Annotated in this window: 9 protein-coding genes; 7 read left to right on the forward strand and 2 right to left on the reverse strand. The window is 74.2% G+C overall.

All coding sequences use genetic code 11. The annotated features are described in order from the left end of the window. Positions 1-63 precede the first annotated feature (63 nt). The 3 genes from ACWGJ2_RS09015 to moeZ all read left to right on the forward strand — a co-directional run bounded on the left by ACWGJ2_RS09015 (position 64) and on the right by moeZ (position 3124). Complete coding sequence (locus ACWGJ2_RS09015; RefSeq protein ID WP_453345340.1) at positions 64-1140, forward strand: NAD-dependent epimerase/dehydratase family protein; 1077 nt, start codon at positions 64-66, stop codon at positions 1138-1140. Further along, complete coding sequence (locus ACWGJ2_RS09020; RefSeq protein WP_453345341.1) at positions 1128-1883, forward strand: spherulation-specific family 4 protein; 756 nt, start codon at positions 1128-1130, stop codon at positions 1881-1883. The genes ACWGJ2_RS09015 and ACWGJ2_RS09020 overlap by 13 nt, the downstream gene beginning before the upstream one ends. 62 nt (positions 1884-1945) lie before the next feature. Continuing rightward, the gene (gene moeZ, locus ACWGJ2_RS09025; protein WP_453345342.1) at positions 1946-3124 is read left to right on the forward strand and encodes an adenylyltransferase/sulfurtransferase MoeZ; all 1179 of its coding nucleotides are present in this window, start codon (positions 1946-1948) and stop codon (positions 3122-3124) included. A gap of 151 nt (positions 3125-3275) precedes the next feature. Here the strand turns inward: moeZ and ACWGJ2_RS09030 are convergent, their stop codons facing one another. Together ACWGJ2_RS09030 and ACWGJ2_RS09035 are read right to left on the reverse strand one after the other, a co-directional pair. After that, positions 3276-5000 (reverse strand): alpha/beta hydrolase, encoded by a 1725-nt coding sequence (locus tag ACWGJ2_RS09030; protein ID WP_453345343.1) that lies wholly within the window; start codon positions 4998-5000, stop codon positions 3276-3278. Between the two features lie 244 nt (positions 5001-5244). Further along, on the reverse strand, positions 5245-8259 hold the full coding sequence (locus ACWGJ2_RS09035) for a flippase-like domain-containing protein (RefSeq protein ID WP_453345344.1): 3015 nt from the start codon (positions 8257-8259) through the stop codon (positions 5245-5247). 236 nt (positions 8260-8495) lie between these two features. Between ACWGJ2_RS09035 and ACWGJ2_RS09040 the strand changes: the two genes are divergently transcribed. From ACWGJ2_RS09040 to ACWGJ2_RS09055, 4 genes are all read left to right on the forward strand, one after another. Beyond that, a complete protein-coding gene (locus ACWGJ2_RS09040) occupies positions 8496-8840 on the forward strand; it encodes an MGMT family protein (protein WP_453345345.1) in 345 nt (114 codons plus the stop codon). Positions 8841-9106: 266 nt separating this feature from the next. Further along, positions 9107-12520 (forward strand): ATP-dependent helicase, encoded by a 3414-nt coding sequence (locus ACWGJ2_RS09045; RefSeq protein ID WP_453345505.1) that lies wholly within the window; start codon positions 9107-9109, stop codon positions 12518-12520. Between the two features lie 106 nt (positions 12521-12626). Then, entirely contained in the window at positions 12627-13481 is an 855-nt protein-coding gene (locus ACWGJ2_RS09050) for a hypothetical protein (protein ID WP_453345346.1), read from the forward strand. A 287-nt stretch (positions 13482-13768) separates the two neighbouring features. Continuing rightward, on the forward strand, positions 13769-17464 hold the full coding sequence (locus ACWGJ2_RS09055; RefSeq protein ID WP_453345347.1) for a UvrD-helicase domain-containing protein: 3696 nt from the start codon (positions 13769-13771) through the stop codon (positions 17462-17464). Positions 17465-17472 lie beyond the last annotated feature (8 nt).

Consider the following 17472-nt stretch of genomic DNA (forward strand, 5'->3'; position numbering starts at 1 on the left):
ACCCGCCCCGGCCTCCACCCCGGCCCTCGTCCCCACCCCCGTACAGGAGAGGGAGGACGCGCGATGAGAGTGCTGCTTCTCGGGGCCAACGGCTATCTCGGCCGCTTCGTCGCCGACCGCCTGCTGGCGGACCCCGCCGTCCAGCTCACCGCACTGGGCAGGAGCGACGACGCCGATGTGCGCTTCGACCTGTCGACCGGCAGTCCGGGCGCCCTGACCCGCTTCCTCGACGCGGTGCACCCGGGCGTCGTCATCAACTGCGCCGGTGCCATCCGGGGCGGCGCGCGCGAGCTGACGCGGCACAACACCGTGGCCACGGCCACCGTCTGCGAGTCCCTGCGCCGCAGCGGCTGCGGCGCGCGCCTGGTGCACATCGGCTGCGCCGCCGAGTACGGGCCCTCGCAGGCCGGCTCGTCGACGGGAGAGGACGCGGTACCGCGCCCCGGCAGCCCGTACGGGGTCAGCAAGCTCGCCGCCACCGAGCTGGTGCTGGCGTCCGGGCTCGACGCGGTCGTGCTGCGCGTCTTCTCGCCCGCCGGGCCCAGCACCCCGGCCGGGTCCCCGCTGGGGCGGCTCGCGGAGGCCATGCGGCGCGCGATGCAGCAGGGCGACAACGAGCTGAGGCTCAGCGGCCTGGGCGTGCAGCGGGACTTCGTGGACGTACGGGATGTCGCCCGAGCCGTCCACGCCGCCTCGCTCTCGGCCGCGCAGGGCGTCGTCAACATCGGCACGGGCCGCGCGGTCAGGCTGCGCGACGCCGCGGCCGTGCTCGCTCGCGTCGCGGGCTACACCGGCGCCGTGCACGAGCTGGACGCGTCGGGCGCACAGAGCGTGCAGGGCGCGCAGGCCGCGCAGATGTCCGGCGCCCCGGTCCCGGCACCGTCACCGGCACACACACCGCACGCGTCCCACGCCCCCCACCCGCCCCACGGCGCGCACCCCCTGCACGCACAGGGCCACCCGCAGGGCCACCCGCAAGGAGCGGCGGTCTCCGCGCTCTCGCAGCCCTATCCGGACGGCTGCGGCGCCTGGCAGCAGGCGGACGTACGGACCGCGCGCGACCGCCTCGGCTGGCGCCCTCGCATCGGGCTGGAGGAATCGCTCGGCGACATCTGGATGGAGGCGGCGTGCCGCATCTGACGACACCGGGCGGCGCCCGGCGGAGCGCGGGAGAGGCGGAGGCGTGGCTCGGTTTCGGGGTGCCCGGCTGGGCGCACCCGATGCTCGCGCCCCTGGAGTGGGCCGAACTGGCCCGCCCCGGGCTGCCCGTGCACTGGGTGGTGCTGAACGTGGCCGACGGGCCCGGTGCCCGCCCCGACCCGTACTGTCTGCCGGCGGCGGTCAGACTGCACGGAGCCGGGGTCGGCGTCCTGGGCCGGCTCGACCTGCGGGACGGCACCCGCCCCTTCGGCGAGCTGGTGTCGGAGGCGCACCGCTATCTGGACTGGTACGAGGTGGACGGCTTCTACCTGCGCAACTGCCCGGCCGACCGGGAGGGCCTGCCCGACACCGGGCGCGTGGTGACGACGCTGCGCGCGCTGTGCGAGGCGGGACACGTGGTGCTGGACCACGGCACGCACCCGCACCCCGGGTACGCGGAGGTGGCCGACCAACTGGTGACCTTCCGCGGTGAGTGGCCTGACTACCGCTGGTCGCAGGTGGCCGAGTGGACGGCGGACCACCCGCCGTGGCGCTTCTGCCACCTCGTCCACGGCGTTCCGCGCACGCATCTGGAAGAGGCGCTGCGCATCGCCTGCTGGCAGGGCGCGGGCACCGTCTACTTCACCGACAGGTCAGGGCGTGACGGCAGCGACCCCTGGGGAACGCTGCCCGGCTACTGGGACGAGATCGTCTCGCGCATCGGACCTGGTGTCTCGGAATGAGATAGGGCGTGGCAGTGTTACAGGCAGAACAACCGTACGTTCCACCGACCAACGGAGTCCCCGTGTCGCTGCCACCCCTGGTCGAGCCGGCTTCCGAGCTCACCGTCGACGAGGTCCGCAGGTACTCCCGCCACCTGATCATCCCCGACGTGGGAATGGACGGGCAGAAGCGGCTGAAGAACGCCAAGGTGCTCGCCGTGGGCGCGGGCGGCCTGGGCTCGCCCGCGCTGATGTACCTGGCCGCGGCCGGTGTGGGCACCCTGGGCATCGTCGAGTTCGACGAGGTCGACGAGTCGAACCTCCAGCGCCAGATCATCCACAGCCAGTCCGACATCGGCCGCTCCAAGGCCGAGTCCGCGAAGGACACCGTGCTCGGGATCAACCCGTACACCACGGTGAACATCCACGAGGAGCGTCTCGACTCCTCGAACGTGATGGAGATCTTCGCCGGCTACGACCTGATCGTGGACGGCACGGACAACTTCGCGACGCGCTATCTGGTCAACGACGCGTGCGTGCTGCTGAACAAGCCGTACGTCTGGGGCTCGATCTACCGCTTCGACGGCCAGGCGTCGGTCTTCTGGAGCGAGCACGGTCCGTGCTACCGCTGCCTCTACCCGGAGCCCCCGCCGCCCGGCATGGTGCCGAGCTGCGCCGAGGGCGGTGTGCTGGGCGTGCTGTGCGCGTCGATCGGTTCCATCCAGGTCAACGAGGCCATCAAGGTCCTCGCGGGCATCGGCGACCCGCTCGTAGGGCGCCTGATGATCTATGACGCCCTGGAGATGAACTACCGCCAGGTCAAGGTACGCAAGGACCCGGACTGCGCGGTCTGCGGCCCGAACGCCACGGTCACCGAGCTGATCGACTACGAGGCGTTCTGCGGCGTCGTCTCCGACGAGGCGCAGGAGGCCGCCGCCGGTTCGACCATCACTCCCAAGCAGCTCAAGGAGTGGATGGACGAGGGCGAGAGCATCGAGGTCATCGACGTCCGCGAGAAGAACGAGTACGAGATCGTCTCGATCCCGGGCGCGAAGCTGATCCCGAAGGACGAGTTCCTGATGGGCAACGCGCTCCAGGGCCTTCCGCAGGACAAGAAGATCGTCTTGCATTGCAAGACGGGTGTCCGCTCCGCGGAAGTCCTCGCCGTGCTGAAGAACGCGGGCTTCGCCGACGCCGTGCACGTCGGCGGCGGCGTCATCGGCTGGGTCAACCAGATCGAGCCGGACAAGCCCGTTTACTGACGCCCACGCCCAGAAGGCGCCGTAAGGCACCGTCAGGCGTATCGGCCACAGAGCGAAACGGAAGGGCCCGGCCCCGCGCATCCCCGCGCGGGCCGGGCCCTTCGCTCGTGCCGGTACTCGCGGGCACGGGGTACGGCGGCGGACGTGGGCGTCATGGGCAGACGGAGCCGTCGGCCGGGACCTTCCCCTTCAGGAGGTACGCGTTGACCTTCGCGCGGACGCAGTCGTCGCCGCTGTCGTAGGCCCCGTGCCCCTCACCCTTGTAGGTGAGTTTCACGCCGACCCCCTCGCCAAGGCTCCGCTGCATCTGCCGCGTGCCCTCGTAGGGCGTCGCCGGATCGCCCGTCGTGCCCACCAGCAGGATCGGCGCCGAGCCCTTCGCGTCGACCGGCGGGGTCTTCCAGCGGCCCCGTACCGGCCAGCCGTCGCACTGCGCCATGCCCCACGCGGACATCGGGCCGAAGACCGGTGAGGCGGCCGTGAAGTCCGGCAGCTTCCGCTCGATGTCGTAGGGGCCGTAGCGCTGGCGCGCGTCGGCGCAGCCGATGGCGGTCAGCGAGGACTGGAGCGTGCTGTAGCTGCCGTCCTGGTTGCGGCCGTTGAGGGAGTCGGCGAGCAGGAGCAGGGTGCTGCCGTCGTCCTGGCCGAGCGCCTCGTCGAGCCCTTCGGTGAGGTACTGCCACAGGTCGCGCGAGTAGAGGGCCTGCGCGATGCCGCCCTCGGCCAGCGACTCCGTCAGCTTCCGGCCGCTGTCCGTGGGCAGGGGGCGCGCGTCGAGCCGGGCCAGCAGCTCGGTGATCCGCCGCTTCGCCTCCTCCGGGTCCTGGCCGACGGGGCACTCCTCGCCCTTGCGCGCGCAGGCGGCCAGATAGTTGTCCAGGGCGAGCTGGAAGCCCTTCGCCTGGTCGAGCGAGCCCTGCTCGGGCGTGGTCGTCGGGTCGACGACGGCGTCGAAGGCGGCCCTGCCCACCCGGTCGGGGTAGAGGTGCGCGTAGACGCCGCCCAGCTCGGTGCCGTAGGAGAAGCCGAAGTAGTGCAGCCGCTCGTCGCCCAGCACATGGCGCATCAGGTCCATGTCGCGTGCGGTGTTCTCGGTGGTCAGGTGGGGGAGCAGCCGTCCGGTCCGCTTCTCGCACGCGTCGGCGAACGCGCTCTGGCGGTCGAGTAGCCGCTCGCGCTCGCCGTGCGTGTCGGGCGTCCAGTCGGCGGCGAAGTACGCGTCCAGGCGCTTGCCGCTCAGACAGCGCACGCCCTCGCTGCGGCCGACGCCGCGCGGGTCGAAGCTGACGAGGTCGTAGCGGCTGTGCAGCTTCGCGTAGTCCTTGCCGAAGGAGGGGAGGGTGGCGACGCCCGAGCCGCCGGGCCCGCCGAAGTTGAAGAGGAGCGAGCCCACCCGCTCGCGGCCGTTGTCGCGCTTCTTCGCGCGGATCATCTCGATGCGGACGACTGAGCCGTCCGGCTTCGCGTAGTTCATCGGCGCCTTGAGCTTCGCGCACTCCCAGCCCGTGCCGTCGGGGAGGGGCGAGGGGGAGCCGCCCGCGTCGCCCTGGGCCGCGTTCGGCGCCGGGCACGGCGACCAGCGCAGGCGCTGGTCTGTGAGTTCCCGTGGGAGGCCGCTGGTGGACGAGGTCGGCGAGGCGGTCGTCGCGGCGTCCTGGTCGCGCCCCGAGGAGTGCTCGCCCGGCGAGGTCGGGGTCGTGCTGCCTGTGCCCTGGTCGCCGGAGCGCCCTGGACTGCTGCCGCCCGGCCCCTCGCGCCCGTCCCCGCCCCCGCATCCCGACGCCGTGCCCGCGGCGAGGAGGAGGGCGGCGGCCAGGGCTATGGAGCGGGTTATGGAGTGCCGTGCGTTCGGCCTTCCGGTCGCGGGTCGCGGCATGGATGACCTCCCGGGGAGCGCCGTCCGCTGTGTCGGCGCGCGGCGCGCGGTGGGTGTGCCTGGAGTGCCATCGTGCGGGGGGCCGAGGCGGGGGGCGCGCTGTGCGGTGCGTACGAGTGGCGTCACCGGAACGGGTGAGGGGCGGCGCCCATGCGGACGCGGCACCCATGCCGACGCGCCCCGGTGCTCCGGCGGAGGCTCGCCCCCACGTACGGCGACTGCGGCGACGACGGCGTCCGAGCGCCTACAGCGCGCCCTTCCGCGTCAGCTGGGTGAAGGAGACCCAGCCCGGCAGCACCGGGAACCACAGCGTCATCAGCCGGAACAGCAGCACCGCGGGCGTCGCGACCTCCTTGGGCACCCCGAACGCGATGAGCCCCGCGATCAGCGCCGCCTCCACCGCGCCCAGGCCGCCCGGCGTCGGCGCGGCCGAGCCCAGCGCGTTGCCCGCGAGGAAGACCACCGCGAGGCTAGCGTAGCTCGCCTCGTGCCCGAAGGCCCGCACGCAGGCGTCCAGGCACATCACGAACAGCAGCGTCAGCAGCAGCATGCCGCCGATGCCCGTCAGCAGCTTCTGCGGGCGCTGCACGACGTCCAGCATGCGCGGGACGACCCCGGCGAACAGGGAGCGCAGCCGGTCCGAGACGAACCTGCGCAGCCCCGGGATCGCCGTCACGATCAGCACCAGCACCGCCGCCGTCAGCAGGCCCGCGATGACGGTGCGCGACGGCGACAGCGTCGGCGTGTGCTCGGTCCCGGTGAGGTAGCCGAAGAAGAGCAGCAGCAGGATGTGGCTGCCAAGACCGAAGAGCTGCGAGGCGCCCACGCTGGCCACCGCGTGCCCGGGGCGGACCCCTGCGCGCTGGAGGAAGCGGGTGTTGAGCGCGACGCCGCCCACGGCAGCGGGCGCCACCAGCTTCACGAAGGAGCCCGCGACCTGCGCGAGCACCGTCCGCACGAACGAGACCTTCTCCGGGACGAAGCCCAGCAGCGACATGGCGGCGGCGATGTAGGTGAGCGCGGAGAAGAGCACGGCGCCGCCGACCCACGCCCAGTTGGCCTCGCCGACGACCTTGCTGAACTCCACCTGGCTGAGCTGCGTGAGCAGGAAGTACGCGGCGAGCGCACCCGCGATGAAGCTGACCAGGGTGCGCGGCCTGATGCGCTCCAGCCTGGCGGGCTCTATCGGGGCCTGCGGCCTGATCAGCAGCACCTGCTGCCGGATCTGCGCGAGCAGGTCCTCCTCGCGGGCCTCCTCCATGGCCTCGTCTATGGCCCGCTTCTCGGCGTTCTTCTCGGCACGCAGCGACTTGCGGTCCTGCGCCGCCGCCTGCGTCGGGTGCGCGCTCTCCTCCTTGGCCTCCCTGTTGGCGCGGGACGCCTCCAGCACGGCCGCGCGCTCCCGCTGCGCGCGCTCCTTGGCGAGGCGGCGCAGCGTGGTGCGGGTGCTGCGGCTGAGCGCGATCGGCTGGAGCAGCGGCAGGCTGTCGGCCACCGCGTCGGGCCCCAGCACGTCGACGGCAGCGGCGACGGCGCGCTCGGCGCCGACCCGCAGCCCGAACGTCGTCAGCAACTGCGCCACGTCCATGCGCAGGACGAGGTCGCCCGCCGCGATCTCGCCGCCGCGCAGATCCGTGAGGTAGACGGTGCCGGAACGATCCACCAGAAGGGCGTCGCCGACGAGGCGCCGGTGGGCGATGCGGCGCGACTGGAGCGCCTCGACCTGTCGCCAGGCGGCCCTGACCAGCTCGTCGGTGATCTCCTCGTCCGGGGTGGCGTCGAGGGAACGGGCGCCGATGTGTTCGTAGACGAGCATCACCGCGTCCGGGCCCAGCTCGGAGGTGGCGATCAGCCGGGGCGCGTTCGCGCCCGCCGCGATGGCCGCGTACGCGAGCAGCGCCTCCTGCTCCAGCGCCTGGCGCAGCGACTGGAGGCTGCGGCGCTGGGTGATGCCACGCAGCGTGAGGCGGCGCCAGACCCGGTAGAAGAAGCCCTGCGCCTGCTGCTCGCGGTCGACGACGGTGACGTCGATGGGCGGCCCGTCCTCCAGGGTGACGCGGTAGCGGCGCCCGCGGTCGCGGTAGCCGGGGTCGCGCCGGTCGGCGTGCGTGGGCTCCGGTTCCTCGACGCGGACGGCGGCGACGGGCTTGAAGCCGACGCGCCGCAGCCCGGCGAGGAGCGTCTGCCCCGTGGGGCGCACGTTGGGCGTGCCGACGGCGTAGAGGGTGCCGTAGGCGACGGTCCAGCCGATCAGCACCGTCACGATGATGGAGAAGGGCGTCGAGTAGCCGGGGATGAGGACAGCGAAGGCGTTGAGCAGCAGCACCGCCCACAGCAGCACCCGCCAGCGGGGGCGGCGGGCCATGCCGACGGCCGTCATATAGGCGATGACGGGCGCCAGATAGCTGTGCACCGGGGTGGTGAGGTCGGTGTTGGTGATCTGCTTGGTGAGCGCGTCCCTGATCGAGTCGGGCGCGCCCTCCGCCACCCACAGGTCCGTGGCCAGCGAGGCGCCGTGCGCGAGGACGGCGGCGAGCACGCCGTCCGCGATCCGCAGCCCGTCGCGCTTGATCAGCCGCTCGATGGCGAACGCGACGGGCACGAGCAGCACGGCGATGCTCGACGCGAGACCGGTGAGGCTGATCAGCAGGGGCGGGGCCTGCTGGGTGCCCTTGTCGATGTCCTGTTCCAGACCGGCCGTGGTGCCGTGCGCGAAGTTGGCGATGACGAGTACGACGGCGATGCCGAGCAGGCCGAGCGCGAGCCGCAGCAGGTCGGCGGGGCGGTGTACGCGGGCCGAGAGCAGCGGCTCGTCGCTCTCGACGTGGTCCGCGCTGACGGCTTCGCGCCGGTCGGCGGCGTCCCCCGTGGCCGTGGCCTTTCCGGCCGGGCCTCCGGTTCCGGTGGCCTTCCCGGACGTGCCGGGGTCCGCGCGGCGGCTTCCGCTCCGGGCCTCGTCCCGGCTTTCGTCCCGGCTCTCGCCACGGCTCCCGGCGTGGGCGTCCGCGCCGGAGCCCGGACCGTCGGGGCGCGCCTCGCCGGCCGCCTCTGTGTCCGGGTCGTCCCGGTCGTCGCCGGGTCCGTCCTGGGCGTGCGCGCCCGTGGTCTTCCGGTCCGGGCGGGGCCCGCCCGTGCCCGTGCCGTCCACGCTGGTTTCCTCCGTGTGCCGGGCAGCACCGGCAGCGGCAGGGGACGCCTCCCGAGGAGGCTGTTCACCGTGCCGCTGTCCGGATGTCGTTTCGTCTTGGTCTCGTATCACTCGTCACCGCCCGGAAGATGGTGGCACGAGGGGGTGGCACATGGGGGCACGAGGGGGCATTCCGGGGGCGCGAGATACGCAACATCCAGGTGGGACGCGGTGTGAGCGTGAGCGGCGTACCCCGCTGAGGGCGCGGGACGCAGGGCGGAACGGACGGCGTGACGGGCGCCGGAACGGACCGCGCCGCTCCGCCCGGGGAGCCCCCGTTGTCGGTGCCGTACGGCACCATTGCCCGCATGGATGGGACCGAACCCCCCGAGCTGCCGGAGTACGCGGAGCGGGTCCTCGATGTCGCGGACCGCATCCCGCCGGGCCGCGTGATGACGTACGGGGACATAGCCGAGTGGCTCGAAGAGGGCGGCCCGCGCCAGGTCGGCCGGGTGATGGCGCTGTACGGAGGGGTGGCGCCCTGGTGGCGTGTGGTGCGCGCGGACGGCGCGCTGCTGCCGGGCCAGGAGCTGCGTGCCCTGGAGCACTATCAGGCGGAGGGCACCCCGCTGCGCGCGGCGGGACGCACGTCGGAGGGTCACATTCCGCGTATCGACATACGCCGGGCCAGGTGGGACGGGGACGGCGGCTGACGGCCACCCGGCGCTGTTGCTCACACCTACCAGCTTCCGCCATGCCGCCCGACCGCATGCGCCGGGCCGTCCGTACGGAGTACACGGTCCACGCCGGGTGCGCGGTCCGTATGTGACGCACGGTCCGTGCGGAGTACCCGGTCCGCACGGGGTGCCAGGTTCGTACGGAGCGGAGGAGCAACGCGCTGCGACTCGTGTGCCCGCTGGCGTAGCGTCTGCACCATTCAGCACAGACCCTCCCCAAGGCGATCCACTTGAGCTCCTCCATCCCGTCCGTTCCGTCCGACACGCACCGGCCCCCGCCCGCCCAGGGCGCCGCCGGTGCGTACCGGCTGGTGCGCGCCCCGCTGGGACCGGTGGATCCTCCTGCCTTGGACGCAGCGCAGCGCGCTGTGGTTGACCATGAGGAAGGACCGCTGCTCGTCCTCGCAGGGCCCGGCACCGGCAAGACGACGACGCTGGTCGAGGCCGTCGCGCGGCGGGTGCGCGCGGGCGGCGATCCCGAGCGCATCCTCGTGCTCACCTTCAGCCGCAAGGCGGCCGTCGAACTGCGCGACAGGATGGCGGCTCGCCTCGGCGGCACGGGTGCCCCGCAGGCCACCACCTTCCACTCGTACTGCTACGCGCTGGTCCGCGCCCACCAGGACGCCGACCTCTTCGCCGAGCCGCTGCGCCTCCTCTCAGGGCCCGAGCAGGACCTCTATCTGCGCGAGCTGCTCGTCGGCCAGACCGAGCTGGAGCGCGAGGGGCGCGGCCGGGTGCGCTGGCCCGACGAGCTGCGCGCCTGCCTGACCACGCGCGGCTTCGCCGACGAGGTCCGCGCCGTGCTGGCCCGCAGCAGGGAGCTGGGCCTCGGCCCCGAGGCGCTCGGCGCGTTCGCGCGCGGCGCCGGACGCCCGGACTGGCGGGCCGCCGCCGGTTTCCTCGCCGAGTACCTCGACGTCATCGATATGCAGGGCGTCCTCGACTACGCGGAACTGGTGCACAGGGCCGTGCTGCTCGCCGAGCGCCAGGAGACGGCGCGGGAACTGCGGGCGCGCTACGACGCGGTGTACGTCGACGAGTACCAGGACACCGACCCCTCACAGGTCCGGCTGCTGCGGGCCCTCGCGGGCGACGGGCGCACCCTGGTGGCCTTCGGCGACCCGGACCAGTCGATCTACACGTTCCGGGGCGCCGACGTGAACGGCATCCTGGACTTCCCCGAGAGCTTCCCCCGCCGCTCCGGGCGCCCGGCCCCGGTCACCGTGCTGGGCAGGAGCCGCCGCTCGGGCGCACGGCTGCTGGCCGCGACCCGCGAGTTCACCCGCCGCATGCCCCTGCCGAGGCTCCCGGCCGACGCCGTACGCGCCCACCGCGGGCTGTCAGCGGCGCGCCCCGGCGGCAGGGTGGAGGTCTTCACCTATCCGACGGCCGGGTCCGAACTCGACAACATCGCCGACATCCTGCGCCGCGCCCACCTCGAAGACGGTGTGCCGTGGAGCGAGATGGCGGTGCTGGTCCGCGCGGGGGGCCGCACCATCCCCGCCGTCCGCCGTGCCCTGACGTCCGCCGGTGTCCCCCTCGACATCGACGGCGACGACGTCCCCCTCCGCCACGAGCCCGCCGTCGCCCCCTTGCTGACGGCACTGCGCGCTGTGGCCCACGCGACGGCGGGAGCGCCCGCGCGGGTCCCCTCCCCTGAGACGGACCCCGACGACGCGGCCCCGTCCGAGCCCGGCTCCGGCTCCGAGCCCGTGTCCGAGTCCGCGTCCGAGGGCGACAGCGGCACCCGGGGCCGGCTGGACACCGAGACCGCGCTCGCGCTCCTCACCTCGCCCCTGGGCGGCATGGACGCCGCCGACCTGCGCCGGCTCGGCCGCGCGCTGCGCGAGGAGGAGCGCGCGGCGGGCGAGAGCGTGCCGCGCCCCTCGGACGAACTGCTGGCCGAGGCGCTGGCGGAGCCGGAACGGCTCGTGGCGCACGACCCCTCGTACGCGCGCGGCGCCCAGCGCCTCGGCCTGCTCCTGCGCAAGGCGGGCGAGCTGCTCGCGGGCGGCGGCACGGCGGAGGAGGCGCTGTGGGAACTGTGGCACGGCACCCCGTGGCCGCAGCGGCTGGAGCGCGCGGCGCTGCGCGGCGGCGCGGCGGGCCGCAACGCCGACCGTGATCTGGACGCGGTCTGCGCGCTGTTCGAGACGGCGGCCCGCGCGGAGGAGCGCGGCGGAGGCCGGGGCGCCCTCAACTTCCTGGAGGAGGTCGACGCGCAGGACATCGCCGCCGACACCCTCTCGGGCCGCACCGTGCGCCCCGACGCCGTACGGCTGATGACCGCGCACCGCGCCAAGGGCCTGGAGTGGCGGCTGGTGGTCGTGGCGGGCGTCCAGGAGGGGCTGTGGCCCGACCTGCGGCGGCGCGGCTCGCTCCTGGAGGCCGACCGCATCGGCCGCGACGGCCTCGCCGAACCGCTCCCGCCCGGCGCCCTCCTGACCGAGGAGCGCAGGCTGTTCTACGTGGCGGCCACCCGCGCCAAGGAACGTCTCGTCGTCACCGCCGTGCGCGCGCAGGCCGACGACGGCGACCAGCCCTCGCGGTTCCTGGCCGAGCTGGGCGTCGAGCCCCAGTCCGTGGTGTCCCGGCCGCGCCGTCCGCTCGCGGTCGCCGCGCTCGTCGCCGAACTGCGCGCCACCACCGTCGACCCCGCCGCGTCCCCCGAGCTGCGGGAGGCGGCGGCCCTGCGGCTCGCGCGGCTCGCGGCCCTGCGCGACGACGAGGGCTACGCGCTCGTCCCCGCCGCGCATCCGCAGCGCTGGTGGGGCCTGTACGAGCCGACGCGCTCCGAGGTGCCGCTGCGCGACCGGGACCAGCCCGTCACCCTGTCCGGCAGCGCGCTGGACCAGCTCGCCAATACCTGCTCCCTCCAGTGGTTCCTGGCCCGCGAGGTGAAGGCGGACGCGCCGTCCACGGCGGCGCAGGGCTTCGGGAACGTGCTGCACGTCCTCGCCGACGAGGTCGCCTCGGGCGGTACGCCCGCCGATCTCGACGTGCTGATGGAACGGCTCGACTCCGTCTGGGACGGGCTCGTGTTCGACGCGCCGTGGAAGTCGCACCAGGAGAAGGAGAGCGCGCGCGCCGCGCTGGAGCGGTTCCTGCGCTGGCACGTCATGGAGCGCGGCGAGAAGCGGCAGGCGGTCGGCAGCGAGCACGGCTTCGACGTGACGCTGAGCGCGGGCGAGCACGAGGTGCGCATCCGGGGCAGCATGGACCGGGTCGAGAGCGACGGGCAGGGGCGCGCGTACGTCGTCGACTTCAAGACCGGCAAGGCGAAGCCCACCGGCGAGGAGGTCGCCCGCCACCCGCAGCTCGCGGTCTATCAGCTCGCGGTGCGCGAGGGGGCCACCGACGACCTCTTCGAGGGGCACAGGCCGGAGCCGGGCGGCGCCGAACTCGTCCACCTGCGCCTCGGCGCCGCCAAGCGCGACGGCGGCGACACCCTGCCCGCCGTCCAGCAGCAGGGCCCCCTGGAGGACGGGGACCAGGCCGCACCGGGGGAGGGCGAGTGGGTCGGCGAGCTGCTGGCGACGGCCGCAGGGCGTGTCCTGGACGAGCGGTTCACCCCGTCGCCCGGCCAGCACTGCACACACTGCTCCTTCCGAGGCGCCTGCTCGGCGAGGCCGGAGGGTCGGCAGATCGTCGAGTGACGGGCCTTGCGAGGATAGGGCCCGGTTCCGGTTGTTCCGGAGCGGTATTCCCGGAGCGGTGATCCGGGGCACATTCCGACAAGGGGGATGGGCAGTGGCGGCGGAAATGCCGAAGAGTGTCGTCGTGGGCGCCGTGGTCTGCGCGGTCGTCCTCGCGGGCATCGCGGGCTGCGGCGGCGACGGTGAGAGCGGTGGCAAGGACCACGCGGGCTCGTCCCGCAAGGCGGAGGACAGCCCCTCGGCGGGCTCCGGCGCGGACGCGGGGGACACCGCGGAGCAGCGGCTCGCCGACCGCGCGGTCAAGGCGATGAAGTCCGCGCCCTCCATGAAGGCGAAGGGCGGGATCGCCGCGGGAGGGCAGCAGCGCGTCACCTTCGACATGGCGCTGACCCGGAGCGGCGAGTGCACCGGGGACGCCGGGGTGGGCGGCGGCTCGGCCGAGGTGCGCAAGAAGGGCGCCAGCAGCTATCTGAAGGCGGACGACGCGTTCTGGAAGGTCCTCGGCCAGAGCGGCGGCGAGGGCGGCCAGGCCGCCTCGGCCGCGGGCGACCTGCTCAAGGGCCGCTGGCTGAAGGTCCCGCGAGGCGCGATGGCGCAGGGCGGCGCCACGGAACAGGACGGCGGCTCGTCCTCGCCGGTCGAGGACCCCACCGCCTTCTGCACCCTCAGCGCCCTGCTCACCGAGCTGGACGCGAGCGACATGAAGGGCGCGAAGAAGGGCGCCCTCACGAAGGTCGGCGGCGAACCCGCGATTCCGCTCACCGTGAAGAAGAACGGCGCGACGCGTACGACGTACATCGCGGCCGAGGGCGAGCCCTACATCCTCAAGACGGAGAAGAAGGGCGGCGAAGCGCCTGGGACCGTGACGTTCTCCGGCTTCGGCGACCCGGTCGACGTGACCACTCCGCCGCCCGGCGAGACCGTCGACGTGGGCCAGTTGCTCAAGAGCGGCGCGTTCTAGCGGCGTAGCGGCGGTAGGGGGGCGGGGCGCGAGGCGGCGGCCCGCCGGGTCCGGGGCACGGTGCGACGAGGGACAGGGCGCTGGGGGGCGCGTGCCCCACCTGTCCCGGTGAGCTTGGTCACCCGCGTCCACCGCACCCCGCCCCTAGGGGGTGTCTTCGACGTCCCGTCTGGGCTGCCGGGGGCCCCGGCCTGGCGGCCGGACGACGCTACGTCGAAGACACCCCCTAGCCCTCACCGACCGCCGCACGGCGTCAGTTGTCGGCGCGGGCCGCTACGGTCTCTTGAGTGCCCGCACAGCTCAGCGATCCCGAGCAGCTCAAGGAGCTCCTCGGCATCCCGTTCACCCCGGAGCAGATGGCCTGCGTCACCGCGCCGCTCGCTCCGCAGGTGATCGTGGCCGGGGCGGGCTCGGGCAAGACGACGGTCATGGCGGCCCGGGTCGTCTGGCTGGTCGGCACGGGGCGGGTCGCGCCCGAGCGGGTGCTCGGCCTCACCTTCACCAACAAGGCGGCGGGCGAACTGGCCGAGCGCGTCCGCAAGGCCCTCGTCCAGGCCGGGGTCACAGAGCCGGACCCCGCCGACCCCGAGCAGGCCCCCGGCGAGCCCCGGATCTCCACGTACCACGCCTTCGCGGGCCAACTGCTGACCGATCACGGGCTGCGCCTCGGCCTGGAGCCCGGCGCCCGGCTGCTCGCCGACGCCACCCGCTTCCAGCTCGCGGCGAGCGTCCTGCGCACGGCGCCAGGACCCTTCGAAGCGCTCACCAAGTCCGTGCCCGCGCTCGTCGAGGACCTGCTCGCGCTGGACTCCGAACTCGCCGAGCACCTGGTCGCGCCGGACGAGCTGCGCGCGTACGACGCCGGACTGCTCAGCACGCTGGAGCACGTCAAACTCACCAACGCCGCCCTGCGCAAGATCCCGCAGGCCGCGCAGGGCAGGACCGAGCTGCTCGGCCTCGTGGAGGAGTACAGGCGGCGCAAGCGCGAGCGCGATCTGCTCGACTTCGGCGACCAGATCGCGCTGGCCGCCACCCTCGCGCGCGACGTCCCGGAGGTCGGACGGCTGCTGCGCGAGCAGTTCTCCGTCGTGCTCCTCGACGAGTACCAGGACACGTCCGTCGCCCAGCGCGTCATGCTCGCCGGACTCTTCGGCACGGGGTCCCCGCGCGACGGCGCCTCGGCTCGGGGCGGCACGGGCCACGCGGTCACCGCCGTCGGCGACCCCTGTCAGGCGATCTACGGCTGGCGCGGCGCCTCCGTCGCCAACCTCGACGACTTTCCCGTCCACTTCCCGGCCGTGGACGGTCCCGAAGGGGACGGCCCCGAGGGCGGCGGCCCGGCCCGCGAGGGCCCGCGCCCCGCGCCCCGCTTCTCCCTCAGCGAGAACCGCCGCAGCGGCGGCCGTCTGCTGCACCTCGCCAACGGGCTGGCCGCGCCCCTGCGCGAGCGCCACGAGGGCGTCGAGGCCCTGCGCCCCGCGCCGGGCGCCGAGCGGGACGGGCTCGTGCGCTGCGCACTCCTGCCCACCCACGCCGAGGAACTGGACTGGCTCGCCGACTCCCTCGCGCACCTGGTGCGCACGGGCACACCGCCCGGCGAGATCGCCGTGCTGTGCCGGGGCGCGGGCGACTTCGCGGAGATCCAGGGGGCGCTGGTCGCGCGGGACGTGCCCGTCGAGGTCGTCGGACTGTCCGGGCTGCTGCACCTGCCGGAGATCGCCGATCTCGTCGCCATGTGCGAGGTCCTCCAGGACCCGACGGCCAACGCCCCCCTGGTGCGCCTCCTCACCGGCCCGCGCTGGCGCATAGGCCCCCGAGACCTCGCGCTGCTGGGGCGGCGCGCCCGGCTGCTGGTGCGGCACGGTGCGGACGGGGACGACGACGATCCGGACCGGCGGCTGGCCGCGGCCGTCGAGGGGACGGACCCGGCCGAGGTCACCTCGCTCGCCGACGCCCTGGACACCTTCCTGGAATCCGACGGCTACGAGGACGAGCTGCCCTTCTCCGCCGCCGCGCGGGTGCGCTTCGCGCGGCTGGCCGCCGAGGTCAGGGAGCTGCGCCGCTCGCTCGCCGACCCGCTGATGGACGTGCTGCACCGGGTGCTGGCCGTCACCGGGCTCGAAGTGGAGCTCTCCGCTTCGCCGCACGCCGTCGCCGCCCGCCGCCGCGAGACCCTCGCCCACTTCCTCGACATCGCGGCGGGCTTCGCCTCCCTTGACGGCGAGGCGACGCTGCTCGCCTTCCTCGGCTTCCTGCGCACCGCCGAGCGCTACGAGAAGGGGCTCGACAGCTCACTGCCCGGCGGCGAGGACACGGTGAAGGTGCTCACCGCGCACAAGTCCAAGGGCCTGGAATGGGACGTGGTGGCGGTGCCGGGGCTCGTCGCGAAGCAGTTTCCCAGCGAACAGGCCCGCGAGTCCTGGCTCACCCAGCCGCGCGTGCTGCCCCAGCCCCTGCGCGGCGACGCGGCGACACTGCCCGGGGTCGACGAGTGGAGCGCCAAGGGCGTCAAGGACTACGACACGGCCACGCGCGACCACCAGGCCACCGAGGAACTGCGCCTCGGCTACGTCACCTTCACCCGCCCTCGCTCCCTGCTGCTCGGCTCGGGGCACTGGTGGGGCCCGGCCCAGAAGCGGCCCCGTGGGCCCTCGCGTTTCCTGGAGGCCCTGCGGGAGCACTGCGAGGCGGACTCGGCGCACGGCGAGGTCGAGGTCTGGGCCGACGCCCCGGAGGAGGGCGCGGAGAACCCGGCGCTCGCGGAGGCCCGGCGCGAGCGGGCGTGGCCGCTGCCCCTGGACGCGGACGCGATGGCCCGCCGCCGCGCGGCGGCACGCGCGGTCCTCGCCCACCTGGAGGACGGTACGGGTGCGTCCGACGGTGCCGATGCCCCCGTAGCGCCCGATCCGGACCCGGCTCCTCCGGAACCCGACCCCGAGCACGAGCCGTCCCCGGAACCCGACCCCTTCCTGGACCACGATCCGTACGACGAGCCGTACGACGCCCTGTACGACGACCCGGCCCCGTACGAGCACGTACCGGACCCGTACGAGGACGACCCGCACTCGTACGAGGACGGCCCTTACCCGGCGGGGGCGCGGGGCCGGATCCCCGCGCCGTCCCGCGCCCCGGATTCCGACGAAAAAGCAGCCCCCGGCCTCACCCCGGAGGAGGCCAGGCTCGCCGAGTCCTGGGACCGGGACCTGGAGGCGCTCGCCGGGGAGCTGCGGCGCTCGCGCGCCACCGTGCGCGACGTCCCCCTGCCCGTGTCCCTCTCCGCGACGCAGCTCCTGCGCCTCTCCCGCGACCCCGACGGGTTCGCGCGCGAGCTGGCCCGCCCCATGCCACGGCCGCCCCGCCCCTCCGCCGCGCGCCGGGGCACCCGCTTCCACGCCTGGGTGGAGTCCCGCTTCGAGGCGCTGACCCTCCCGATGCTCGGGCCCGACGAGCTGCCGGGTGCCGGGGAGTACGCGGACGGGGGCGAGGAGCCCCCGGAGATCGCGGACGAACGGGACCTGGAGGCGCTCAAGGAGGCGTTCGCGCGTACGCCGTACGCGCGCCGCACCCCGTTCCGCGTCGAGGCGCCCTTCCAGCTCGGCCTGGCGGGCCGCGTCATCCGGGGGCGCATCGACGCCGTGTACCGCGAGACGGGCCCGGACGGCGGGACGGAGTACGAGATCGTCGACTGGAAGACCGGCCGGGGCCGCGACGCCGACCCGCTCCAGCTCGCCGTCTACCGCCTGGCCTGGGCCGAGCAGCGCGGGGTGCCGCTCTCCTCGGTCCGCGCCGCGTTCCTCTACGTGCGAGGGGGCGAGGTGGTGCGCCCCTCAGGGCTGCCGGGGCGCGCGGAACTGGAGCGGCTGCTGCTCGGGGACGCGGGCGAGGACCCCGTGTACGGGCACGGGGACGGACTCGGGGGCGGCCCCGAGGGCTCCCCGGCGCACGACCGGCCGGGTGACGGGGTTCCCCCTGATGCCGGATAGGCTCAAGG

The organism is Streptomyces sp. NPDC054796, from assembly GCF_053611545.1.

Bases quoted from the DNA above. Each gene is read 5' to 3' on its own strand.
- ACWGJ2_RS09015 (WP_453345340.1), top strand. From the start codon at position 64: ATGAGAGTGCTGCTTCTCGGGGCCAACGGCTATCTCGGCCGCTTCGTC.
- ACWGJ2_RS09030 (WP_453345343.1), bottom strand. From the start codon at position 5,000: ATGCCGCGACCCGCGACCGGAAGGCCGAACGCACGGCACTCCATAACC.
- ACWGJ2_RS09040 (WP_453345345.1), top strand. From the start codon at position 8,496: ATGGATGGGACCGAACCCCCCGAGCTGCCGGAGTACGCGGAGCGGGTC.
- ACWGJ2_RS09050 (WP_453345346.1), top strand. From the start codon at position 12,627: ATGCCGAAGAGTGTCGTCGTGGGCGCCGTGGTCTGCGCGGTCGTCCTC.